At 72.1% G+C, this 24,220-nt stretch carries 19 protein-coding genes; 6 read left to right on the top strand and 13 right to left on the bottom strand.

What is annotated here, in order from left to right:
* Nucleotides 1-4: 4 nt before the first annotated feature.
* Together AB0B14_RS01490 and AB0B14_RS01485 are read right to left on the bottom strand one after the other, a co-directional pair.
* Nucleotides 5-742, bottom strand: coding sequence for an alpha/beta fold hydrolase (locus AB0B14_RS01490; protein ID WP_357520559.1), 738 nt, complete (start codon nt 740-742; stop codon nt 5-7).
* Between the two features lie 12 nt (nt 743-754).
* A complete protein-coding gene (locus tag AB0B14_RS01485; RefSeq protein ID WP_357064138.1) occupies nt 755-1,357 on the bottom strand; it encodes a TetR/AcrR family transcriptional regulator in 603 nt (200 codons plus the stop codon).
* A 142-nt stretch (nt 1,358-1,499) separates the two neighbouring features.
* On the opposite strand from AB0B14_RS01485, the gene AB0B14_RS01480 reads away from it, so the two are divergent.
* Nucleotides 1,500-2,600: an aldo/keto reductase gene (locus AB0B14_RS01480; protein WP_357064142.1), complete on the top strand. Its 1,101-nt coding sequence runs from the start codon at nt 1,500-1,502 to the stop codon at nt 2,598-2,600.
* 73 nt (nt 2,601-2,673) lie between these two features.
* On the opposite strand, the gene araD is transcribed toward AB0B14_RS01480, so the two are convergent.
* The 4 genes from araD to AB0B14_RS01460 form a co-directional block, all read right to left on the bottom strand.
* Nucleotides 2,674-3,375, bottom strand: coding sequence for an L-ribulose-5-phosphate 4-epimerase AraD (gene araD, locus AB0B14_RS01475; RefSeq protein ID WP_357064145.1), 702 nt, complete (start codon nt 3,373-3,375; stop codon nt 2,674-2,676).
* 206 nt (nt 3,376-3,581) lie between these two features.
* Complete coding sequence (locus AB0B14_RS01470; RefSeq protein ID WP_357064148.1) at nt 3,582-4,565, bottom strand: alpha/beta hydrolase; 984 nt, start codon at nt 4,563-4,565, stop codon at nt 3,582-3,584.
* Between the two features lie 75 nt (nt 4,566-4,640).
* Nucleotides 4,641-5,528, bottom strand: a complete 888-nt coding sequence (locus tag AB0B14_RS01465; RefSeq protein WP_357064151.1) for an acetyltransferase — start codon at nt 5,526-5,528, stop codon at nt 4,641-4,643.
* A 268-nt stretch (nt 5,529-5,796) separates the two neighbouring features.
* Complete coding sequence (locus AB0B14_RS01460; RefSeq protein ID WP_357520557.1) at nt 5,797-7,362, bottom strand: NAD(P)/FAD-dependent oxidoreductase; 1,566 nt, start codon at nt 7,360-7,362, stop codon at nt 5,797-5,799.
* Nucleotides 7,363-7,568: 206 nt separating this feature from the next.
* On the opposite strand from AB0B14_RS01460, the gene AB0B14_RS01455 reads away from it, so the two are divergent.
* Both AB0B14_RS01455 and AB0B14_RS01450 read left to right on the top strand, forming a co-directional pair.
* The gene (locus AB0B14_RS01455; protein WP_357520555.1) at nt 7,569-8,531 is read left to right on the top strand and encodes an AraC family transcriptional regulator; all 963 of its coding nucleotides are present in this window, start codon (nt 7,569-7,571) and stop codon (nt 8,529-8,531) included.
* Nucleotides 8,532-8,765: 234 nt separating this feature from the next.
* Nucleotides 8,766-9,800: a glycoside hydrolase family protein gene (locus AB0B14_RS01450; protein WP_357064159.1), complete on the top strand. Its 1,035-nt coding sequence runs from the start codon at nt 8,766-8,768 to the stop codon at nt 9,798-9,800.
* On the opposite strand, the gene AB0B14_RS01445 is transcribed toward AB0B14_RS01450, so the two are convergent.
* Genes AB0B14_RS01445 through AB0B14_RS01425 form a run of 5 tightly spaced genes read right to left on the bottom strand, consistent with a single transcriptional unit; the run spans nt 9,782 to nt 14,325 of the window.
* A complete protein-coding gene (locus tag AB0B14_RS01445; RefSeq protein WP_357520553.1) occupies nt 9,782-10,690 on the bottom strand; it encodes an NAD(P)-dependent oxidoreductase in 909 nt (302 codons plus the stop codon). The genes AB0B14_RS01450 and AB0B14_RS01445 overlap by 19 nt on opposite strands.
* Before the next feature lie 50 nt (nt 10,691-10,740).
* A complete protein-coding gene (locus tag AB0B14_RS01440; RefSeq protein ID WP_357064164.1) occupies nt 10,741-11,406 on the bottom strand; it encodes a response regulator transcription factor in 666 nt (221 codons plus the stop codon).
* On the bottom strand, nt 11,403-12,566 hold the full coding sequence (locus tag AB0B14_RS01435) for a sensor histidine kinase (protein WP_357520551.1): 1,164 nt from the start codon (nt 12,564-12,566) through the stop codon (nt 11,403-11,405). The genes AB0B14_RS01440 and AB0B14_RS01435 overlap by 4 nt, the downstream gene beginning before the upstream one ends.
* Before the next feature lie 5 nt (nt 12,567-12,571).
* Entirely contained in the window at nt 12,572-14,101 is a 1,530-nt protein-coding gene (locus AB0B14_RS01430; protein WP_357520549.1) for a multicopper oxidase domain-containing protein, read from the bottom strand.
* Entirely contained in the window at nt 14,098-14,325 is a 228-nt protein-coding gene (locus AB0B14_RS01425; protein WP_357520547.1) for a hypothetical protein, read from the bottom strand. The genes AB0B14_RS01430 and AB0B14_RS01425 overlap by 4 nt, the downstream gene beginning before the upstream one ends.
* A 143-nt stretch (nt 14,326-14,468) precedes the next feature.
* On the opposite strand from AB0B14_RS01425, the gene AB0B14_RS01420 reads away from it, so the two are divergent.
* Together AB0B14_RS01420 and AB0B14_RS01415 are read left to right on the top strand one after the other, a co-directional pair.
* Entirely contained in the window at nt 14,469-14,888 is a 420-nt protein-coding gene (locus AB0B14_RS01420) for a PPOX class F420-dependent oxidoreductase (protein ID WP_357064176.1), read from the top strand.
* Nucleotides 14,889-15,046: 158 nt separating this feature from the next.
* Nucleotides 15,047-16,372 carry a glycoside hydrolase family 18 protein gene (locus AB0B14_RS01415; protein WP_357520545.1) on the top strand — a complete coding sequence of 442 codons (1,326 nt, stop codon included), beginning with the start codon at nt 15,047-15,049 and terminating at the stop codon, nt 16,370-16,372.
* A gap of 83 nt (nt 16,373-16,455) precedes the next feature.
* Here the strand turns inward: AB0B14_RS01415 and AB0B14_RS01410 are convergent, their stop codons facing one another.
* Nucleotides 16,456-16,890 carry a hypothetical protein gene (locus tag AB0B14_RS01410; RefSeq protein WP_357520543.1) on the bottom strand — a complete coding sequence of 145 codons (435 nt, stop codon included), beginning with the start codon at nt 16,888-16,890 and terminating at the stop codon, nt 16,456-16,458.
* 163 nt (nt 16,891-17,053) lie between these two features.
* Here AB0B14_RS01410 and AB0B14_RS01405 point away from each other — a divergent pair, with 163 nt between their 5' ends.
* Nucleotides 17,054-19,855, top strand: a complete 2,802-nt coding sequence (locus AB0B14_RS01405) for a M14 family zinc carboxypeptidase (protein ID WP_357520541.1) — start codon at nt 17,054-17,056, stop codon at nt 19,853-19,855.
* 85 nt (nt 19,856-19,940) lie between these two features.
* Here the strand turns inward: AB0B14_RS01405 and AB0B14_RS01400 are convergent, their stop codons facing one another.
* Nucleotides 19,941-24,212, bottom strand: coding sequence for an FtsK/SpoIIIE domain-containing protein (locus AB0B14_RS01400; RefSeq protein WP_357520539.1), 4,272 nt, complete (start codon nt 24,210-24,212; stop codon nt 19,941-19,943).
* Nucleotides 24,213-24,220: the final 8 nt, after the last annotated feature.

The raw sequence follows: 24,220 nt of genomic DNA, 5'->3' as shown, positions 1-24,220 counted from the left end.
CCGCTCAGCCGTCGGCCAGCAGCCGGGCGATGGTCGCCGGCTCCGCCAGGTGCGGGAAGTGACTGCCGGGCAGCACGGTCACCATGATCTCCGGCAGGGCATTGGTCAACCAGGTCAGATAACGCGGCGGCGGCTCGGACGAGGTCACCCAGCGGTAGGGGGCCCTCCGCTCGCCGATGGACCGCAGGTCACGCTGCCGTTCGGCGGCGATGCCCTCGTCGGACCCGCGCAGGATCTCACCCCAGTAGCCCAGCAGCAGGTCCGGCCGGGGATCGGTCGCGGTCTCCACGATCGCGCGCGCCTCGGCCGGCAACCCCTCGATGCCCATTCCGGCCAGCATGGCGTCCCACACCCGCCGCCAGTCCGGGCCGCGCAGGGTGGGCTCGGCCTGGCGGACGGCCACACCGAACGGGCCGGGCAGCAGAATCTGGTCCAGATTCACCACGCCGCGCACCGGGTGGCGGGCCGCGTACGTCGTGGCGACCACCGCGCCGACCGAGTGTCCCACCACGATCGGCTGGTCAGCGCCCGCCGCGGTGACCTGCTCGTGCACGACATCGGCCACCTCGGCCATCCCGTAGGAGGCCCGCCGGGGTGCGTCGCCGTGCCCGGGCAGGTCGAGGGTGAGCACCTGCCGGGCGGGATCGATCGCCGCGAGCTCGCGCCGGACCGGGTCCCACTGTCGCCGGTCGAACGTGAGGCCGTGCAGCAGCACCAGGGGTGCGCGGTCGTCGTCCGTCATTGCCTCACTCTCCTACGTCCGGGCGCTCGCCCGCAGCGAGTCGATGGTGAGGTCGAGGACCGCCTCCAGGTGGTCGATCTTGCCGGTGGAGAGCAGCAGCAGCACACCGCCCTGGATGCCGGCCAGCAGTGCCGCGGCGGCGCGGTCGGCGTCCACCCGCGCGGCGATGTCCCCGGTCGACTGCATGTGCCGGATGCCCTCGGTGATCGCCGCCTGCCACCGCCACATCAGCCCGGTGACGATCGCCTGGGCGGCCGGTGCGCGTCGGCCGGTCTGACCGAGCAGGCCGTTGAGCGGGCACTTCACGCCCTGCGCGAGGTAGCGCTCGATGAGCCGGTCGCGCCACGCCGACCAGGCCGGCCAGGACGTGAGGTTGCTCAGCATCGGCTCCTGGTCGAGGAGCACCTGGTCGGCCTCGTGCTGGGCCACCGCGAGCAGCAGCTCCTCCTTGCCGTCGGGGAAGTAGTGGAAGAGCTGACCCTTGCTGGTGCTGGTGTGGGCCATCACGTCCTCGAGGCGTACCTCGTCGACCCCGCGTTCGCGGATCTCGGCGGCGGCGCCGGCGACGATCCGCGCCCGGGTGGCCTCGCCCTTGCGGGTCAACGCCCGTGTCATGCGACCTCCGTCACCACTTTCTGGCCCGTACCTGCTGGTCCGACCCTAGCCCGAACTCTGGACTTGCAGGTCCAATTTTGGCGAGCAAAGGTCTGCCACGCGGTCCGATCCGGGCCGACACCACGATCGGGAGGGCACCACCATGAACCACTACTACCTGCTCGGGCGGTCCGGTCTGCGGGTGAGCCGACTGGCGCTGGGCACCATGAACTTCGGCGTCGACGGGTTCCACGCCGCGTACGGAAAGACCGAGGAGGAGGCGGAGCTGATCTTCCGCCAGTACCTGGAGGCGGGCGGGAACTTCGTCGACACCGCGGACTTCTACACCGCCGGGGAGAGCGAGAGGATCCTCGGCCGCCTGATCGACAGTGCCGGTGTCCGTGAACGGCTCGTGCTCACCAGCAAGTTCACCAACACCCTCGACCCGAGCGACCCGAACGCCAGCGGCAACGGCCGCAAGCACATCGTGCGGGCCGTGGAGGCGTCGCTGAGCCGGCTCGGCACCGACTACATCGACCTGTACCTGCTGCACACCTGGGACCGGATCACCCCGGTCGAGGAGGTCGTGCACACCCTCGACGACCTGGTACGCGCCGGCAAGATCCGGTATGCCGGGCTGTCCGACGTGCCGGCCTGGTACGCGGCCCGCGCCCAGAGCTACGCCGAGGCGCACGGCCTGACCCCGATGATCAACCTGCAGCTCCCGTACTCCCTGGTCAGTCGGGGCATCGAGGCGGAGTACGTGTCGATGGCCCAGACCGTGGGCATGGGGCTCACCGCGTGGAGCCCGATCGCCGGCGGCCTGCTCAGCGGAAAGTACCGGCGTACCGGCGACGGCCTGAGCGGGACCGGTCGGTTGACCAACCCCGACGCCGCGGGCCGGGAGATCAGCCCCGGCGACTGGCAGGTCGTCGAGGCCCTGCAGGACGTGGCCGCCGACCTCGGCCGCACCATGGCCCAGGTCGCGATCAACTGGGTGGCCACCCAGCCCGCCGTCGCCTCGGTCATCATCGGGGCGAGCAGCGCCGAGCAGGTCCGCGGCAACTTCGAGGCGCTGGAGTTCGAGATCCCGGCCGACGCGCGTCGCCGGCTCGAGGAGGCCAGCGCACCGAAGCTCGAGGCGCCCTACGCGATGTTCACCCCGCAGTACCAGTCCTGGGTGGTGAGCCCCGGGCTCGGCATCGGCGACAAGCCGGCCGGCTACGCGCCGCCGGTGTTCAACGCCGCCCAGCCCTCGACGTGAGGGACCGCCGCCCGTCGGCCAGCGACGATGGCGACTCCGGCACGGGCTCCGATCGCGGAGCCCGTGCCGACGGTCACGGCCGGCTCTGTTCGGGCAGTTGGTTGCCGTAGTAGGCGCCCGCGCCGTGCTTGCGGGTGAAGTGGCGGTCCAGCAACCACTGTGGCGCGGCTGCCGCCGGGTTCAACGAGAGCGTCTTCATGGCCATCTCCGCGACCGCCTCGCAGACGATCGCGTTCTCCACCGACTTGAGCGGGTTCGCCGCCCAGGTGAAGGGGCCGTGGTTGGCGGCGAGAGCGACGGGGTTGGCCAGCGCCTCGGCCTCTCCCCCGATCAGCTCGATGATCGCCAGGGCGGTGTTGAACTCATAGTCGTGGGCGCACTCGTCGGCCGTCAGGTCCCGGGTGACCCGGATCGGGCCGGCGAACGTGTCGGCGTGCGTGGTGCCGAGCACCGGCACGTCCCGCCCGGCCTGGGCGAAGGCGACGGCGTTCGTCGAGTGGGTGTGGGTCACGCCGCCGATGGACGGCCAGCGCAGGTAGAACGCACGGTGGGTCTCGCTGTCGACGGAGGGCCGCAGCTCACCGGCGACGACCTGCCCGGTCTCCAGATCCACCGGGACGAGGAGGTCGGCCGTGAGGTCCTGGTACGCCACGCCGGAGGGCTTGATCACGTAGATGCCGGCCTCTCGGTCGACCCCGCTCACGTTGCCCCACGTCAGCGCGGCCAGGCCGGCCTCGGCGATGAGGCGGTTCGCGGCGAGGACTGCGGCACGCAAGTCGGTTGATCCGGCCGTACTCATTGCTGGTGTCGCCTTTCGGGGTGGGGATGGGACCGTGCGGTCAATAGCGGGTGCGCCTGGTCGGACGGAGATGACGCGCCCACACGAGGCACGACACGGGCGCAGTTTAGACGCCGGCGCGGCAGCACGCGGCCTACGTCCCGGATGGTCGTCGGCGGCGCTGACCGCGGCGACGAGACTGCTCACTCGTCGACGCGGGCCGCCTGGGCCAGTCCGGGCGTCGGCGTCGGATCTCCCTCGTAGAGCGCCACGTACCGCCGGCGCAGCTCGGGACCCTCGGTGCCGAGCGCGGTGAGGTCGAGGATGTCGTGGCCGACGCCCAACGCCTCGGGCAGGGTGCAGACCCGCAGCGGGATCGCGTGCGCGTCGGCGATCCGGCGGGGCACGCTCACCGCCGCGGCGCGGTCCACCACGCCGTCGAGCGGGCTGATGGCGACCGCGGCGCTCCGCAGACCAGTGCGTCGGGGCGGGTTCGGCAGACTGCGCGCGATCGTCAGGTACTGGGTGACGGCGGAGAGCGAGTAGCCGCGCGACGTGACACGGTCGGCAAGGATGCGTCGCCCGTACAGCGTGATGAGCGGTCGGACCGCGAAGGCCGGCGCCTGACGCGGGTCCGGGCCGAAGAACGGCGACAGCAACAGCAGATGCCGTACGACGTCGCCTGGCACCTGGGCCAGCCAGGTGGCCAGCACGGCGCCGCCGGAGATTCCCACGACGCCCACCTCGTCGCCGAGGCCCGCCGCGACGGCCAGCCCTCGTGCGGCGTACGTCGTCAGCTCCTCGGCCTCGACCCGGTGGTGGGCCCGCCTGTCGACGGTCCCGTGCCGGGGAGCCCGTGGGATAAAGACGTTGTACCCACGGTCGAAGAACTCCTCGGCCAGTCCGTCGTACTGCTCGGGCGCGAGGGTGTATCCGTGCAGCAGCAGAACGGCCCGGCGGGTACGGGAGCCGTGGCTCAGCAGGCGGCTGCGCGACTCCGGGCGGAGCGCCGGATCCGCCGCCTCGGCCGCGATGACGGCCTCGGCGGCGCGGGTGGCGGTGTCGAAGTCGAGCGGTTGCCACGCGACCCGTCGCCCAGGGCGGCGCACCGGCCAGAGGTACAGCCCGGCGACGAGCGCCACGACCAGCGCCAACCCACCGACGAGAAGCGCGATGATCTCCGGCATGCGCCGATGCTGACAGGGGCGGGGGCCGGTGCCGGCCGAGGGGGTGCGCCCGGGTGACCGGGCGCACCCGATCGGCTACTGCGGTGGCGCGAAGACGACCCTGGAGCGCAGTTGCCGGAAGCCGGTCCGTTCCAGTTCCGCGAGCACCGCCACCCGGCGGGCGTCCACGTCGGCGATGACCTCGCGGGCACCGCCGGCGGCCAGCACCCGGACCGCCTCGGCCAGCAGCTCGGGCCGGGCCGCCTCGTCGAGGAGGCCGAGATAGGCGAGCAGTGGGTAGCAGGCGTCCCCGAACGTTCCGGCCAGCCCGACCGGCTGCCCGGCCTCCAGCGCGACGCGCCAGTTCTCGGTGGTGTCTCCCAGCCAGGTCAGCGGGTCGGTGGCCAGGTCGACTCCGCCGACCGCCTGCGCGACCTCGGCACCGGTCAGCACGTCCGGCTCGGCGATCCGGGCGACCAGGATGTTGATCTCCGCCAGGTCGGTGGGCGCCCGGAAGTCGTAGCGGCCGGAGGACGCCGGCAGCGGTGTGCCCGTCCAGGAGCACCGGAGCCGCTCCCCACGCTCGACCAGTCCGGCGAGCCGGGCGGCCTCCATCGGCGCCCGCACCACGGCCAGCACCTCCGGTCGACGCCGCCAGTGCGCCGGCAGGGCGGCGTAGTAGCGGCCGGGGCCGCCCAGCGCCTCGTGGGCGGCGTGCAGCAACTCGGCGCCCACCTCCGGCTCGGCGTCCAGATCGAACCGGTCCAGCCAGGGGGCGCCGACAGCGCCCGGTGGGCGGAGCCAGGCGGCCCGGCCGACCACCCGGCCGGCGCGCAGGGCGACCCAGGTGGTCTCGGGCCGGTAGCCGCCGCCGGCGATCCCGTCGGCGTACGCGACCTGGCGCAGTTGGGGCAGCGGATCGGGCATGGAGTCGAACAGGTTTTCCTCGCCCGCGACGAGCGGACGAATGAGCAGATCAGTCATGATCGTGGTCCTCCGGGTGGCGAGCGCCCCGGGTCAGGCCCGCGCGGACGCCGGAGCGCGGAGGGGGCGCAGAACATCGGACATTGTTCTGACCTCCTTCCAGCTCGACGGCGTGCCACGAAACCATACGCGCAGCCCTCGACGGCGGGCAACGGGGTGCCCCGCGTCGGGTTGGTCGCGGACGGCGGCGGGTGATGCCGGTGAGTCATCAAGATGACTCACCGGCATCACGCCGGACGACGGTCAGTCGTCCGGTCCTCGCCCGCCCTCATCCGGCGACCGGAGAGTCGTCGCGGTCGTGCCGGACACCGCCGCGCCCGGGGCGGACAGCCGCCACCTCGCCCGCGTCGGCGGTAAGCCGGATCATGCGTGCCGTCACGCCCCGGTAGGAGCGCGGGTCGACGGGGAGCAGCCACTGCCGGGCCCGGGTCAGTGGGCCGAGGTTGAGCCCCAGTTCGTCGAGCACCTCGTCGATGTTGTGCATCGAGAACGGGATGACGTTCGTGCCGCGGGCGTGCCGCCCGTTGGTACGCTCCGCCATCCAGGCCAGGCGGGCGCGCACCTCGTCGCGCATCCGCGCCTCGGCGGGCAGGGTGAGTCCACCGCGCAGGTACGCGGCCGTCCACACCGCCGCCATCTCGGCGCTGAGCGGGCTGAAGAACGACGAGTTGTAGCCGGCGAACGTCAGCCGAGGCACCCCGAGCGGCAGGATCTGGCGGTAGAGCTGGAAGTTGCCCGCGTCGTCCTGAAGCCGGGCGTGCAGCGCGTCGTCGAAGAACGGCACGTGCTGGCGGAAACCGGTGCCGCAGATCACCAGGTCGGCGGGGAGCACCCTGCCGTCGGCCAGGCGGGCGGCGGGCCGGCCGTCGTCGTCGACGAGCAGTTCGGTGATCACCTGGTCGCGGTGTACGGCGATGCGGCCGTCGGCGACGCGCTCGAAGAAGCCCTCGGTGGCGAGACTGACCGTGCTGCGGGCGATGTCCTCGAAGCTGCCGTTGGGCACCAGACCCAACTCACGCAGTTTGAGCTGCCTGGTCGCGACCGAGCCGACGCTGTCGACCATCCGTTGGCGCAGGCCGTTGCCCGGACCGTGCAGGAACCGCTCGAAGCCCTTCAGGTGGAGGTAGCGGAACAGCGCCTCACCCATCCGACTGAGCAGCAGGTACTTGTAGTTGAGCACGCCGCCGAGCTTGCGGGGCATCTTCCAGAGCAGGTCCCGGGCCACCACCTGGGTCTGGGCGGCAACCTCGCTCAGCGGGACCGCCACGTCGCAGGACGACTTGCCGTACCCGACGACGAGGACGTTGCGGCCTCGGGCCGCCTCGATGTCGTGGAACTCCCCCGCGGCCAGGACGCGCCCGCCGGCGGCGGCGAAGCCCGCGTGACCGTCGAACGACGGGACGACCGGGTCGCAGAAGATGCCGTTGGCGACGATCAGGTGGTCGTACCGTTGCACCGTCACCGGCTCCGGGGCACCCGCCGGCCGCGACGAGATCAGCCACCCGGTCTCGTCGTTGACGAGCTCGGCGGAGACGACCTCCGTGGACAGCCGCAGCACGCCGGCGAGCCCGAACTTCGCCACGTAGGTCTCAAGGTACCGCTGGACCTGCTCCCCGGAGGGCCACTGCGGATAGTCGGCGGGCATCGGCAGGTCGGACAGGTGATAGGTGCCCTTGTTGTTCTGGGTGTGCAGACCGGGATAACGCCGGGTGCGGCTCCACACCCCACCGACGTCTGGCGCCTTCTCGAAGACGGTGACGTCGAACCCGCTCTGCCGCAGCACCTTCGCTGCGCTCAGACCGGCGAATCCGGCGCCGACGATGGCAATCCTCATGACATCCTCCGAAGTGCGTAGACCACTGCGGCGGCGGTGGTGAGCGCACGCTAGCGAGCGGGGCGCGGCAGTCGCTATCCGCTGCGCGCGAGGTGTGTCCGCTCCGCGCAGCCGACCCGTTCCGTGTCGGGTGCACGGCTTTCCGACACCGCCGTTGCGGGTCGCACCTTATGGTCGGCGCACCAGGACGCCCCGGGAGGTGTCGGATGGATGCGGTGACGGTCCGGACGGACGACGTCGACCAGGCCCGCGCCGAGGTCGGCCGGGTCTTCTGTCCGCATCGACTCACCCCGCAGGCGGGCGTGCGTGCCGTCCAGTTGCGGATGGCGGCACACCGGGTCGGCGGGGTGGGTGTCATCGACCTCGACTACGGGCAGGCGGTACGCATCCAACCCCCCGCCCTGGAGAGCTTCTACCTCGTCCAGATCCCCCGGGCCGGCAGCACCGTGGTGCGGCACTCCGGGCACACCGTGACCTCGACACCCGACGTCGCCTCGGTCCTGTCCCCGTACGACTCCTCGGACATGCGGTGGTCCGCGGGGTCACCACATCGGATCTTCTACGCCGACCGGCACGCCGTCGACCGCGAGCTCGCCCGTCTCCTGGGCCGCCCGGTGGACGACCCGCTCCGCTTCGACATCGGCATGGTCATGACCACGCCCACCGCGCAGGCATGGGCACGCGGGGTGGCGTTCCTCGCCGACGAGCTGGCCCAGCCGACGGACGCGTCCCTGTTCGACCACCCGCAGGTGGCCGCCCGATTCGAGCAGGGGCTCATCGGCCAACTGCTGCTGGCCCACCGGCACAGCCATTCCGACCTGTTCGCCGAGCCGGACCACCACCCCAACCCGGGGCGGCTCGTCCGCCGGGCCTGCGCCCTGATCGCCGATCACCACGCCGAGGCACTGACCGTCGGTGATGTCGCCGAGGCGCTGCGGGTGAGCGTACGAACGCTGCAGGACTGCTTCCGCCGGGAGTTGCGGACCACCCCGACGGCGTACCTGCGTGCCTGTCGCCTCGACGCGGCGCAGCGATCGCTGCGGGCGGCCGAGCCGGGGGTCTCGGTGACGACAGTCGCGCTGCGGCACGGGTTCGTGCACCTCGGCCGGTTCGCGACCGAGTATCGGAGCCGGTTCGGTGAGTCGCCGTCGGCGACCCTCCGTCGCTGACCGGGAAGCACCACCTCGCCGGGCTCACCGGAAGGGGTGCGCCGCCGACAAAATCGTTATCCCGCAGCGGCCCGCGAGTCTCCTGAGGGGAGGCGCTGGTAGCGATCACGTATCGCCCTCCGTCGAGCAGCGATGTGACCACACGGAGGAGTCGAGACGATGCGCGCAACCGGCCCGGGTGAAGCGGATACCCCGAAGGGCCCCCGGGGTGTCCACGCGGAGCCCCGACGCCTGATGTTCCGTCGCCTCCCGATCGGCGTGTGGCGCCTGCGGTGGCCCCTCGCCGTGGCCGTCGTGGTGGCCGTACTGGTGACCGGGGTGATCGTCGTGGTGCAGCCGAGCGGGCCGACGCCCGTCCCCGCCGCGACGCGGGCGGTCGACGCGCCGCCGTCGACGAGCCCGGAGGTCAGCCCACCCCCCGCGACCACGCCCGCCGCCACGACGAGCCCGACGGCGACGACGCCGACCCCGCGGAGCACGCCGACGGCGACGCCCACGGCCCGGCGTCCGGCCGCCCCGGCGGCGACCGCCGTGACCTCGACGCGCAAGGGCGTCGGGGTGTGGACGTTCGACGGGGTCAGCCAGGCGCTGGCCAACTCCGGGGCGAGTTGGTACTACACCTGGGACGTCGCCCACCCGGGCGTCACCAGCCCGAAGAACGCCGAGTTCGTCCCGATGATCTGGGGGGCGAAGAGCGTCACCGCCGGCAACCTGCAGAAGGCCCAGCAGAACGGCCGCCACCTGCTCGGGTTCAACGAACCGGACCTGAAGGGTCAGGCCGAGATGACCGTGGAGCAGGCGTTGGACCTGTGGCCGCAACTGGAGGCGACCGGCCTGCCGCTGGGCAGCCCGGCGGTGGCCTGGGGCGGTGACCGGCCGGGCGAGTGGCTCGACCGCTTCATGGCCGGGGCGAAGCAGCGCGGTCACCGGGTCGACTTCATCGCCCTGCACTGGTACGGCGGCGACTTCACCACCGCCAACGCGGTCAACCAGCTCCGGTCGTACCTCCAGGCGGTGCACGACCGCTACGGACTGCCGATCTGGCTCACCGAGTTCGCCCTGATCGACTTCTCCAACGGCGTGCGCTTTCCGACCCAGGCGGAGCAGGCCGCGTTCCTCACCGCGGCGACCCGGATGCTGGGCGGCCTGTCCTGGCTGCACCGGTACGCGTGGTTCGGTCTGCCCGCCACCGACAAGGACCAGTCCGGGCTCTTCCGCAGCGGCGGCGAGGCGACCGCTGTGGGCCGCGCCTACCAGGCCGCGCGCTGAACCGGATCCACGTGGTCCCGCCAGGAGTGCCGCGGCTCGTACCCCAGCACCCGGCGTGCCTTGTCGATGCTGAGCAGGGTCTCGTGCTCGCCCAACTCCTTACGGACCTCGACACCCGGGTAGACCTCGGCCAGCAGGCTGGCGCTGGACCTGCTCATGACGGTGTCGGCGTTGGCGATGATGAACACGTCCGCGCCGGGCCGCTCGTGGGCGAGGGCGCGCTCGACCGCCTGCGCCCCGTCGCGGGCGTCGATGTAGCCCCACAGGTTCCACCGGCGCGCCCGGGGGTCGGCGTCGAAGGAGGGGAACGGGGCGTAGTCCTCGACATCCATCACGTTGGAGAAACGCAGACCCACCATGACCAGCTCCGGGTCCCACCGGCAGAAGTGCCGCGCCATCTCCTCCTCGAGGACCTTGTTCAACGAGTACGTCGACTCGGGGCGCGGCGCGTACTCCTCGTCGACTGGCGCGTACGGTGGCGGGCTGTCGAACGGCAGCCCGAGCACCGTCTCGCTCGACGCCCACACCACCCGTCTGATCCCGGCCGCCCGCGCCGCGGCGAAGACGTTGTACGTGGCGGCGGAGTTGTTCGCGAACGTCGTCGCGTTCGACATCAGCCCGGGGGCCGGGACCGCCGCCAGGTGCACGATCGCGTCGACCCCACCGGCGTGCTCGTCGGCGCCCCCGGTGAACGCCTCCACCACCTGCCCGTAGTCGGTCAGGTCGACCAGGAGGAACTCGCCGTCCACGTCGCGCGGATCACGGCCGCCGGCCCGGTCCACGGCCAGCACGCCGACGCCCACGGCGCGCAGGTGGGCGACCACGGCCCGACCGAGCTTGCCGGTGGCACCGGTGACGACGACACGCCTGGGCAGTGCGGGGTTGCTCATCACCACATCCTCGCCCAAAGCGACCGCAGGCCCGCACGCGCCCCATCAACCTAACCGCCGGGTGTGACGAGCCCGCTCTCGTACGCCAGCACCACGAGCTGCGTACGGTCTCGGACGCCGAGCTTGGTGATGATGCGGCTGACGTGGGTCTTCACCGTCAGGGGACTCATCCGCAACGCCTCGGCGATCTCCGCGTTGCTCAACCCGGTGGCGACCGAGGCCAGCACCTCCCGCTCGCGGGCCGTCAACGGGGCCAACCGCTCGGGTGAGCGCTGCGGCGGGCGTGGGCGGCGGGCCAGCTCGGCGATCACGGTGCGGGTCACGCTCGGGCTGAGCAGGGCCTCCCCCTCCGCCACCACGTGGACCGCCCGACACAGCTCCTCCCGGCTCGCGGTCTTGGCGAGAAACCCACTCGCGCCGGCCCGCAACGCCTCGAAGATGTACGCGTCGATGTCGTAGGTGGTGAGCACGACGACCCGTACCCCTGCGGTGGCCGGGTCCTCGGCGAGCCGCCGCGTGACGACGAGGCCGTCCAGGTGCGGCATGCGGATGTCGAGGAGGGCGACGTCGGGTCGAGTCTGCCGGGCGAGCCGCAGCGCCTCCGCACCGTCCTGTGCCTCGGCGACGACGGTGATGTCACCATCGCGTTCGAGCAGACCCCGCAGACCGCTGCGGACCAGCGGCTGGTCGTCGGCGAGAAGCACGCGCACGCTCACCGGCGGGTCACCGCCGCCGACTCCTCGGCCGGGCTGACCGGCAGTCTGGCGCGCACCCCGAAGCCGCCGTCGGGTTGCGGTCCGGCGGTCAGGCTCCCGCCGACGCTGGCGGCCCGTTCCCGCATGCCGATGAGCCCGTGACCGGGCCGGTGGTCCGCCGCCGTCGCCCGAGGGCCGTCGTCGACGATGTCGAGGCGTACGTCCTCGTTGCCGTAGCGCAGCGTCACCGTGACGGCCGCGTCGTCGGCGTGCCGCAGAACGTTCGTCACCGACTCCTGCGCGATCCGGTAGAGGGCCAGCCCGACCGCCGCGGGCAGCGGCCTCGGGGTGCCCTCGCGGTGGAACTCGGGGCGCAGGCCACCGTCGGCCGCCCGGGCCAGCAATGCCTCGATCATGGTCTCGTCGGGTACGGGGTGTCGGTCCGTCGCCGCCGCGTCGGCGGGGCCACGCAGCAGGCGTACGGCGGTCTCCAGCTCGCCGATCGCGTCGGCGTTGACGTGGCGCGCGGTGTCGAGCAGGTCGCGGGTCGCGTCCGGATCGTCCTCGACCAGCTCCCGGGCCAGGTTGATCTGAATGCCGACGACCGCGACGGTGTGCGCGGTGACGTCGTGCAGCTCCCGGGCGATCCGCAGGCGCTCCTCCAGGACCTGCCGCGTCGACTCGCGCTCCTGCTGCTGCCGCTCGGCGGCGAGCCGGGCGGTGAACTCCTGGGCGAACAGCTCCCGGTGCCGGACCGCCGTGCCGGCGACGAGGGCGAGAGCGAGCAGGGCCGCCTCGCGGAGCACCCCGTCGAACAGTTCGAGCAGCGGTACGCCGGCGTTGAGCACCCACCCGGCGGAGACGAGCAGCGTGGCACCGCCGATCGCCGCCCCGATCGTCGCCTGCCCGGCCCTCGCGACGATGTAGAGGGGCAGCAACAGCGGCCAGATCGGCGAGACGCTCGGCAACTCGGTGAGGTTGTAGCCCATGATCACGATCAGCGACAGGACGAGCACGGTGACGGGCCGGCGACGTCGGAAGAGCAGCAGAGCGCCCATGACCGCCCCGAGCGCGTACGCGGCGACGGCCGACGTCGCGCTGGCCGGCTCGGCGGCCACCGAGGTCGCGACCGTGATGGCGACGGCGCTGGCCAGCGCGAGGACGAGGTCGGCGGCGCGCATGGGGTTCATCCTCCGTGTTGGGCGTGACCGGCGTCGAGGGTGACCGGTACGGAGGGTTCGTCCTGCGCCGACACGGTCAGGAACTGACCCATCATCCCGGCGTCCTCGTGGGCCAACACATGACAGTGGAACATGTAGGGCGTACGAACGTCGGAGTGTTGCAGGAAGCGCACGGCCAGCCGGACGACGCTGCCGGGTGGCACGTAGACGGTGTCCTTCTCCCCGCGCGACTCGGGCGCGGGCGGTGCGCCGTCGACGCCGAGCACGTGGAAGGACGCGCCGTGCACGTGGAGGTTGTGCGGGATCGACTGCCCGTTGGCGACCTCCCACACCTCCACCGAACCGGTGCGCGTCACGCGGTCGATCCGGGCCGGGTCCATCGTCGCGCCGTTGAGGAGGAAGTCGCCCATCTCCAGGCGGAAGGGCTCCGGCCGGGTCACCGTCGGCGCGGGCGAGGCCGGGGTCAGTTCGGCCGGCACCGGCGGGCTCGGCCGCAGCACCCCGGCCGCGGTCATCTTGATCAGGTCGTGGGTGTCGCTGCCGCCGGCCAGCCGACCGTAGAGCGGGTTCGCCCGCAGCGGCGCCGGGAAGCCGCGCAGGACTACCGACTCGCCGGCCCGGAACTCCACCACGATCTCGGCGCGCTCACCTGGCGAGAGCAGGAGCCGGCGCAGTGGCTGCGGCGAGCTGAGCAGCCCGGCGTCGGTCGCCACGAGCGTGAACTCGCGGTCGTCGGTGAACCCGACGTACAGGATCCGGGCGTTGCAGCCGTTGAGCAGCCGCAGCCGCACCCGCTCGGTCAGCACCTCGACGTACGGGTCGTAGGTGCCGTTGACCAGGATCTTGTCGCCGAGCAGCCCGGTGATGGTCAGGCCGCCGAACGTGAGGTCGGACTCGTCCAGGGTGCCGTCGTCGGCGATCCTGCGGTCCTGCACGATCAGCGGGACGTCGTCGACCCCGTACTCCGTCGGCAACCGCACGGCCGGGTCGTCGTCGACGATGAACAGCCCCGCGACACCCCGGTACACGTGCGCGGCGGTGCTGCGGTGCAGGTGCGGGTGGTACCAGAGGGTCGCGGCCCGCTGCTCGATCGTCCAGCTCGGTCGCCAGGTAACGCCCGGCTCGATGGGCTGGTGCGGGCCGCCGTCCATCCGGGCGGGCAGGTGCATGCCGTGCCAGTGCAGCGACGTCGTCTCCGGCAGGTTGTTGCGCACGTCGACGCTCACCCGGTCACCCCGACTCGCCCGCAGCGTCGGGCCGAGGATCGGCCCGTTGGCGCCCCAGGTGTTGGTCGTCGTGCCGGGCAGCAGTTCGGTACGACCCGCAGCGAGCGTGAGCCGGAATCGCCGCACCCCGTCCGCCGCCACCGTCGGGGGCAGTATCGGCGGGATCCGGAGCCGGTTGCGGAACGTCAACGTGCCGACGTTGCTCCGCCCCGAGTCCGCGTACAGATACCCGGCGAACCCGGCCGCGGGCAGGACGACGAGCCCGCCCACCGCGCCGAGCCAGCCGAGCACCCGGCGGCGGGTGCTCACCGGCGGACGCGGCGGTGGACGGCCCAGGCGATGAGCGCGAGGCCGATGATGATCACCCACCAGCCCAGCAGCACCTCGGGCATCGGCACGAGACCGGGGTCGTCCAGCCACACCTGTGGGGGGACGAAGAACCAGCCGAGGTTGAAGACGAGGCCGACGAGGACGATGGTCAGCCCGGCCCAGAGGCGGCGGCTGACGAGCAGCGGAGCGGGTTTGCCGTGCATGACGCAGACCGTACGAACCACCGGGTGCGGCGCACATCCGCTGCACGAGGTACTCCCTGCGATGTACCTGCCGGTCCGCGCGTGCCCGGGCCCCGCGGGTGCGTAACGTGCAGGGGTAAACGTTGACGCGACGAGGAGACTGCATGTCCAAGCCACCGCTTCCCGAGGCCGCGATCGCCATGCTCCGCAAGCCGAACCCGGCCGTCATGACCACACTGCGCAACGGTGGTCAGCCGGTGTCCGCCGCGACCTGGTACCTGTGGGAGGACGGCCGGATCCTGGTGAACCTGGACGAGAGCCGCCGCCGGTTGGAGCACATCCGCAACGACCCGCGGGTGTCCCTGACCGTGCTCGACGAGGCCGGCTGGTACACCCATGTCAGCATCGTCGGGCACGTCGCCGAGCTGCGCGCCGACGAGGACCTGGCGGACATCGACCGGTTGTCCCAGCACTACACGGGCAACGCGTACCCGCGGCGGGAACGCGCCCGGGTCAGTGCCCTGATCGAGATCGACAGGTGGCACGGCTGGGGTTCGCTGAAGGACAACGACCAGGTCGGCTGACGCCCACCCGCGGGGCGTGCGGGTGGTGGTGGTTCGGGTGCCGACGTCGACGTGCGGCGCCCGGCCCAGCTCTTGACCGGAGACGACGGTCGGCTTAACTTCATCAATCAGATAAGTGTCTTTACTGATTGTGCGCCAACCGTCGTGGGAGTGTGCCGATGCGACAATTCCGCCACCGCCGTCTCACCGCCGTCGTCGCCCTGGCGACCCTGCTGATCACGGCCACCCCGCCCACCGCCGCCAGCGCCGGCGACCACCAGCAGCGCCGCGCCGGCTACCACCGGGTCGGCTACTTCACCCAGTGGGGCATCTACGGCCGCGCCTTCCCGGTCAAGAAACTCGACACCTCCGGGGCGGCGAGCCGCCTCACCCACGTCAACTACGCCTTCGGCAACGTCAGCGAGGACGGCCGCTGCTACCTCGACGGCGGGCCGGGCGAGGGCGACGCCTGGGCCGACTACCAGCGGCCCGTCCCGGCGGAGGAGAGCGTCGACGGCGTCGCGGACGCCCCGGGCCAGGCGCTCAACGGCAACTTCGGTCAGCTCGCCAAGCTGAAGGCCAAGCACCCCAAGCTCAAGGTGCTGATCTCGCTGGGCGGCTGGAGCTGGTCGACGTACTTCTCCAACGCCGCCCGCACCGACGCCTCCCGCAGGGCGTTCGTCGCGTCCTGCGTCGACCTCTACCTCAAGGGCAACCTGCCGGGCGCCCCGGGCGCCGCCGCCGGCGTCTTCGACGGCGTCGACCTCGACTGGGAGTGGCCCAACTGGGAGGGTGAGCCCGGCAACGTCATCCGACCGGAGGACCGGGAGAACTTCACCAAGCTGCTCGCCGAGTTCCGCCGGCAGCTCGACGCGTTCGGGCGCACGACCCGGGCACACCACCCGCTGACCGCCTTCCTACCGGCCAACCCGGCCACCATGGACGCCGGCTACGAGGGCCGCAAGATCTTCAAGTACCTGGACTTCGCCACCGTGCAGGGGTACGACTTCCACGGCGGCTGGGACGCGGTGACCAACCAGCAGTCGGCGCTGCGCGTACCGGCGGGCTCGCCGGACAACCCGGACTTCTCCGCCGAGGTGGCCATCGACGGCTGGATCGCCCGGGGCGCGCCACGCGACAAGCTCGTCCTCGGCATCCCGTACTACGGTCGCGGCTGGACCGGCGTCACCGGCGGCGGCAACGGCCTCTTCCAGCCGGCCGCCGGGCCCGCGCCGGCGACCTTCGAGGCCGGGTACGAGGACTACAAGTTGCTCAGGACCCTGGCCGGCAACGGCTACGCCGTGCACCGCGACCTGCCCACCGGGCACGCCTGGTTGTTCGACGGTACGACGTTCTGGACGTACGACGATCCGGCGGTCGTGTTGCAGAAGACGCTCTACATCCGCCGTGCCGGCCTGGCCGGCGCGATGATCTGGTCGCTCGACGGCGACGACGACAACGCCACGCTGACCAGGACCATCAGCCTCGGCCTCACGACCTGGTAGGCGCACCGCGCACGGCGGCTCCGTTGATCGGGTGACGAAAAATAGGTGGCAGAGGCGTTGCCGACCTACTTCTCATCACCTGATCAAGGGAGCCGCCCGGTTTCCGGGGTGACCGCGCGCACCGCCGCCTCGATGAGCGCGGTCACCCGGTCCATGTCCCGCGCCTGGCGAACGTCCACGTCGGCCGTCCACCCGTCGGGCCGGGCGAGCCGCACCGTCACGTCCTCACGGCGGTGGATAAGCCAACCGGCGATCGACTGCACCAGCACCATGGCGGCACCCGCGTCGTCGACCGCCACCCTCAGCGGGCCCGTGCCGCCGGCCGACGACCCACCGACCGGCGTCTCGCTGGACGACGTCTCGCTGGACGACGTCTCACCGCCTGACGTCTCACTGGCCGGCGTCGAGGTCACCCCGTCGCGCAGCCGATCCTCGGCCCGCAGCCAGGACGCCAGCGAGCGCCGAGCATCGGCGGACGGCCGATCCGGATGGACCGAAAGCGTGATCAACTCTGGCACGTGTCCTCCTCCCCAGACGACGACAAGCTGCCACCATCCTGCCACTCCGCGTCGGAACCGGCACGCCGCGTAGTCAACACCGTCGATCAGACCTTGACCTCGTGTCGGCCGGTTCATAGGCTCCGGCCACTGCGAGGCTTTCCCCGAGAAGGGAATCCGATACATGGCCCCATCGATGCGCTCGTTCTGGACGGTCCCCCCGAGACGACTGGCGGGCGTCGCCACGATCGCGCTCCTGCTCGGCCTGACTCCCCTACTCGGCGGCACGCCGGCCGCGAGCGCCGCAACGCCCGCGCCGTGCCGCGACGACCCGACCGCACGGTTGGCCACGGTGCCCGCCCCGGAGGCCGTGTTCGGTTTCCCGCTCGGCGCGGGCCAGGAGCGCGTCGTCACCAACGACGAGGTCCGGACCTACCTCGGGGCGGTGGACAGCGCCTCGGAGAGGGTCGTCACCGGAGTGCTGGCCACCAGCGTGGCCGGGCAACCCCTGCCGTACGCGGTGGTGTCCGACGAGCGCCACGTGCGACCCGCCGCGCTGCGCCGGATCGCCGACGACGTACGGGACCTGCGTGATCCCCGTCGGACCAGCGCGCGGACGGCCGCCCGGACGGCGAAGGACAGCCCGGCCATCGTCTGGGTCACCGCGAACGTGCACGGCGGCGAGAAGAGCGGCACCGACGCGGCCCTCAAGACGCTGTACGAGTTGGCGGCGGGCCTGTCCTGCGAGGTCGCCCGGCGCAACGACAACCTGGTCACCGTCATCGTTCCCACCCAGAACCCGGACGGCCGCGACGCGACCCGGCGGCAGAACGAGTTCGGATTCGACCTGAACCGGGACTGGTTCGCCCGCACCCAGCAGGAGACCGACGGCAAACTCGAACTGCTGCGCCGCTACCCGCCGCAGGTCTTCGTCGACGCCCACGAGATGGGTGGTCGGCAGTATTTCTTCCCGCCCAACGCCGACCCGATCCACCACGAGATCGCTGGCCAGGCGGTGGACTGGATCAACCGGATCGGCGAGGCCAACAAGGCCGGCTTCGGCTACAACGGCGCCTGCGACGACACCGCCTTCACCGAGTGTTACTTCAACTACGACACGTACGACATGTTCTTCATGGGTTACGGCGACACCGTGCCGACCACCGGCTTCGGCGCGGCCGGAATGACGTACGAGAAGGGCAGCGCGTCGGCAGTCGCCGACCGGGTCCAGCAACAGTTCCACACCCAGTGGTCGACGCTGGGTTGGGCCGCCGCGAACAAGCGCGAGGTGCTCGACGGCTACTTCGACATCTGGACCGACGCGCTCGCCCAGGGCCGGGCGGGCACCCTCGAACCGAACGAGGTCGTGCAGCCCACCAACGAGGTCCAGTTCCCGGTACCCGACATCACGATCCGCTCGTACTTCCTCCTGCCGGACCGGCAGCTCGCCGACGTCCGCCAGCTCGTCGAGCGGCTGCGCCGGATGGACGTCGAGGTGTACGAGGTGCAGAAACCGACCCGGGTGCCGACCGCGCGGGTCTTCGGCGGCCGGAGCGCCACAAACGTGACAGTGCCCAGGGGCGCCTACTGGATTCCGCTGGACCAGCCGCAGAAGCACTGGATCCAGGCCATCATGGGCGAGGACCCGTACACGCCGTTCCCCTACTTCTACGACGTGTCGTCCTGGAGCAACCCGCTGCTGATGGGTGTCTCCACCATCTACACCGGCGACGACGTCCGGCCGACGGCCCAGTTCGTCCGCGCGATCTCCGGCGGCCGGACCGCCCCGGCCTGGCCGTGGGGCTCCTACACGTACCCGCTCGACTCGGCCGCCGCCGCGGAGCTGACGTTCAGCCTGCTCGGTCGCGGCGTCCCGCTCACACGCAGCGCGGACAGCAGCCTGGTGGCCCTGCCGGCGAAGACGCTGACCCGGGAGATCGACCGGCTCGCCACCTCGCTCGGAGTGAGCCTGACACCGAGCGGGCCAGCCACCGGTACGCCCGTGAACCTGCCCGACGTGGGACTGTTCCAGGGCACCGGCATCTCCACCACCTCCGGCTCACACGGCGAGGCCCGCTACGTGCTCGGCAAGCGGTGGGGGCTCGACCTCACCCCGGTCACCACTGCCGACATCAACGACAACACCGAGGCGTTCACCGGTCGTACCGTGCTGCTGGTGCCGGACGGCAGCAGCGCGACCGGCGGTCTGACCGCCGCCGGCCAGGCCAACCTGCGCGCCTGGATCGCCCAGGGCCACACCTACGTCGGGTTGCGCAACGAGGGCACCCGGCTGGCCCGCGCCGCCGGCCTCACCTCCACCACCGAGAAGGCCAAACCGGCCGACTACCTGGTGATCGGCTCGCACCTGCGGGTCGACGTGGACGCCACGAGCCCGGTCGCCCTGGGTCGCCCGGCGGAGGACGTCGAGTTCAACAACAGCGACCCGATCCTCAACCCGAGTACCACCGGCACGAACGTGCTCAGCTACCCGACGGGTGACACGTTCTGGGCCAACGGCTACACCGTCGGCGCGGAGACGCTGAAGGGGACGGCCGCCGTGGTCGACGAGCCGACAGGTGCCGGTCGGGCGGTGCTGTTCGCGTTCAACCCGCTCTTCCGGGCGTACAACGAGAACGGCCTGCACCTGGTGGCCAACGCGCTGCTCTACCCGCCGGGTGTCCCGGCCGCCCGACGCACGCCGGGCATCGACCCGGCGCGCGCCGACGCCGCCGCCACCCCGGCGGCGGCGGACCTGGGCGGCGGGTGGCGACCGATCACCATCGAGGTGGCGGCGACCGACCTGCCGCGCACCCGGGCCATCGTCGAACGCTTCACGCCCGACGCGCGGACGTCCATGAAGGACAGCTCGGCGTACGTCGTGATCCCGAACCCGCAGGGCCTCCAGGTCGACGAGCACCCGTTCACGGCGGATCTGGTACGCGCGCTACGCGACGCGCGAGTGCCGCTGCGGTCGGTGGTCGGCTGACAACCGGGCATCATCCACTCGACTTTCTGGAAGTCGGGGTGTCGACGGCCCTTGGACACCCCGACTTTCGGAAAGGCGAGTCGACTTACGGCGTGGCCACCTGCAGCAGCACCAGCGCACGGCCGGCGGAGAGATAGCCGCGACCGGGTGGGCCGGTGAGGTACTGGTCGGGTTCGAGGGTGATGTTGTGGGCCACCGCCGCGGACCGGTTGCCCGGGACCAGCACGAGACGTGCCCCGGTCATCATGACCGCGTTGACCAGGCGGGTGAGCGGGCTGGGAAAGCCGGTCAGCAGCGGCGCGGCGTCGGCGGTGACGACCAGGGCACGCTGCCCGCGAGCCGCGGGGCTGCTGATGTCGTCCAGCAGCGTGGGGCTGCTCGCGAAGCCCTGTTCGGTGGGGAGCACGGTGATCCGGTCGACGTCGTCGACGACCACCGCGTACGGCTCGTCGCCGAACGCGGCGGCGGCCTCGCGCAGGTCGCCGTCCCGGAACGTGACACCGGTGAGCACCCGAAGCCCGGCGTCGTCCGGGAGCAGCTTCGGCAACGGGGACTGGGGTGAGGCGACAGCGAGTACGCCGATCCCCCGCCGCCGCAACGCGTGCACCACGGTGGCCGCCGCATTGGTACGGCCCGTCCCGCCGGTGCCGGAAATCAGCAACAGGTGTGAGTCGGCCTGGAACAGGTCGATGCCGACGCTGGTGTGGTCCGGTCCACCGACGCCCAGGGGTATCCAGGTGGACGGCGGCCCGTCCGCTGCCTCGGTGTCGGCGCTCGACCCGAGTGCGGCCAGGTCGATGCGCGCGGGCAGGGCGGGAAACATCCGCGGTAGCCGGTGAGCGGGCACGTCCGGCGGCTCGACGGCGACGGCGGACCTCGTCGGTAGGGCCACCTGCACATGCCGGCCGCTGCCGGCGTCGATGGCCCGCCCCGGCAGGACAGGCGGGCTGGCCATGCCGGTCTGCAACTGCAACCGGCGGGTCTCCTCCTTGGGAAACGGCAGGAGCAGCCGCCGGTTGTAGAGGGTGGGCAGCCGGTGGTTGAGCATGTCCTGGCCGCCGAGCGGCACGACGTGCACGCCGAGTGGAGCGCCCGCGGTGATGACGCCGCGCAGGGTGGCCAGCAGTGTCGTCTCGACGAAGGCGGGATCGCTGTGATCCTCGAAGTGCTCCCACCCGTCGACCACGACCACGATGTGCGGTCGGGGGCCGTCCGACGGCGGCACCCGCGTGGCGCGGCGTTGGACCTCCTGGTCCAGCCAGGTGACCAGGCGACGGATCCGGTCCGGCTCCGCTGCCGAGAGGATGCCGCCGCAGTGCGGTAACGCCGCGTACTCGGCCAGGCCCGCCGGGTGCCGTTCCAGCACGTACAGGTGGGCCTGGTCGGGTCGGAAGCGGGCGACCAGACCGGTGATCAGGGTGCGGGCGAACGTCGTCCGACCGGACTGCGGGCCACCGGCGACGAGCAGTCGGTCGACTCCGGCGAGGTCGAGGAAGTCCGCCGGCTGTGCCTGCCGGGCCGGGTCGTCGGCCAGACCGAAGGGTACGGCGGTCTCCGGCGCGGCGGCGGTCCACCGGGCCGGCAGTTCGTCCGCCGTCAGGGTGGCCGGCAGCGGGGGCAGAATCGGCCGGAAGGGCGCCGGTAGCCCGGACCGGGCCGCGGCGTCCTCGATCGCGGCGATGGCGCGGTCCTGGTCGGTGGGTCCCGCCGCGACCGGGGCCGACGCGGTGGGTCGGGGGGCGCCGAGGTCCGTCGGGCCCAGGACCCGGACGACGGCCGCGGCGGCCGCACCCGTCGGCGGAGGATCGCCGAGGTAGCCCGACTGGAACGGTTGCGGGATCCGGGTCTCCGCGGTGGTGCACAGGATCATGCCGCGGCCCCGCAACGCGCCCGGGATGGTGGCGGCGTCGGGAACCCCGAGCACCTCGGTGCTGTCGGCGGGCTCGTTCTGGCGAAGGCTGATCCGCAGCGACACGTTGTTCTTCAACTCGGGCGAGAGCTTGCCCTGCAACGACTGTGTGGCCAGCACGAGGTGCATGCCCAACGAGCGCCCCTTCGCGGCGACGTTGACCAACTCCTTGACGAAGTCGGGTGCGGCGTCCAGCACCCGGCCGAACTCGTCGAAGATCATCACCAGGCGGGGCAGCGGCGGCAGGTCCGCCCCCGCCAGGCGCCTCTGCCAGTACCTGTCGATCTCCCCGTCGTACCGGGCCAGCAGGGACTCCCGGCGGCTGACCTCGGCCCGGATCGAGGCGAGCACCCGGGCCGCCGCCGCGTCGTCGAACACGTCGGCGGCGGTCTCACCGGTGGAGCGGATGAGCGCGACGACGTGCGGGCAGCGTTCGAAGGGCAGGAAGGCGCTGCCGCCCTTGAAGTCGACGAGCACCAGGTTGAGCTCGTCCGGCCGATTGGCCAGCAGCAGGGACGTGACCAGGGTCTGCAGCAGGATGCTCTTACCGGCGCCCGTCGCACCGCCCAACATGGTGTGCGGTCCCTGGCCGGCGAGATCGACGTACACCGGGCCGGTGGCGTCCGCGCCGAGCACGACGCGGGTCCGGGGGCCCCGCCCCCGCTCCCAGAGCGCGCGTACGTCGTCGCCGGTGGGCGCGCCGAGATTCAGGAGGTCGAGCAGGCGCACCGCCCCCGGGATGGCGTTCTGGGCCGCGCCGAGTGTCGCCCGGTCGCGCATCGGCGCCAACGCCCGCGCCAGCCGCTCAGCGGTCGTCGCGTCGAGCCGGTCGACCCAGACCGTCGTCGCCGGGTCGTCCGGACTGCGGGTGAGCTGTGCCGAGTCGCCCGCTGTCTCGATCAGACCCCGGCACTCGTTCATACTGTGCCGGTCGGCGCAGATCAGGTAGACCCCGACCGCCGGGCCGTCCCGCAGCACCTCGTCCATGCCAGACAGGTCCCGCAGCGCCAATGCGCCGTCGAGGACGACTACCACGTCGTCGAACTGCTGCGGGCCGCGTTCGGCGCGCCGCGACGCGATGAGGGTACGCAGCTCCCGAACCCGGTCGGCCCGGGTGGCGGTGGTGTTGCCGATCCGGCACGGAACCGACGCCGTCTCGCCCGCGTCGACGTGCGGCAGCCAGCGCGCCCAGGCCAGACGGCCCACCGGGTCGGCGCTGAGCAGCACCATCCGCAGGTCGTCGGGGCCGCGCAGGGTGGCCAACTGGAGCAGCAGCCACCGCAGGACGGCGTGCACCGGCTCGTCGTCACCTGTCACACCCAGCACCCCGACGGTACGCAGGTCCACGGTGACCGGGACGGCCGACAGCTTCGGGGGCTGGAAATCCGGCCACGGCTCACCGCGTACCGTGACCGATGCTGGCTCGTCGGCGACGCCGACGCGCAGCGCCAGTGCGTGCGGTGCGGCCGCCCGGCGTGTCCACAGATCGGCGCGGGCACCCCGGGCGATGTCGATGATCTCGGCCCGGCTCGGGGCGAGCGCCCGGCGTGCCTGCTGCTCGGCGGCGACCTGGGTGGCGATCGCCGCCTCGACGACCTTGCGCGCCGCGGTGAACTCGGCCTCGCGCTCGGCATCCTGCTTCTTCTGTGCGGACTGGTGCAGCAGCAACCCCCCGATCGAGACCGCCGCCCCGAGCAACAGGATGGGTGACTGGGTGAGCAGAGCGGCCCCCACGGAGCCCGCGGCGCCCAACAGGTAGGCGGCCACCACGGGACCCCTGGTCACGCTCGGCTGCAACGGCAGGGTCACTTCGGCGGTGGGGACCACCGGGGCACGGCCGAAGGCGCGGTCGAAGTCGAGTCGACCGTCCGGGGCTCGGACGAGTCGCCGCGCCCCGGCCGGCACCGGCGTCCACCGCAGCTCGTTCCCGCCGATCTGGAGCACGGTGGTCGGCGAGACGGCGGTCCGCTCGGCGATCCGCACGCCGTCGACGTACGTCCCGTTGCTCGATCCGCCGTCGGTGACCGTGGCCGTGCCGTCCGGTGCCACGTCCAGCAGCGCGTGCGTGTGCCGGGAGACGTCCGTGTCCCGCAGGGGCAGCGCCGCCGCGGAACGACGAGCGATCGGGTGGGCCCCGGCGCGCAGCGCGACGGCCAGGCCGGCGTCCGGGCCGTCCACCACCTCCAGCACACCCGTCGCGCCAGCAGTGGCCAGGCGACCGACCGGCCCAGGCCCGCCCACGCTGAGCACCGAGCCGCGGAGCAGCGGACTGTCGCCCAGGCTCGCGGCCGGGTCCAACGCGACGGCCCCGACGAAGCAGCGACGACCGGCCACGGAGGCGGGCAGCGCCGCGAGCACAGATCGCACGCTGCTGCTGGGCGCGGCGATCACCTCGACGTCGTGCGCGCTCCCGGTGCCGGGATCCCACACGGTCAACCGCAGGATCATGACTGTGC

This window comes from Micromonospora sp. NPDC049171 (assembly GCF_040648275.1).
Taxonomy (GTDB): domain Bacteria; phylum Actinomycetota; class Actinomycetes; order Mycobacteriales; family Micromonosporaceae; genus Micromonospora.
Note: the sequence above shows the minus strand (reverse complement) of the source record. Positions and strands in the feature narration are given on the sequence as shown.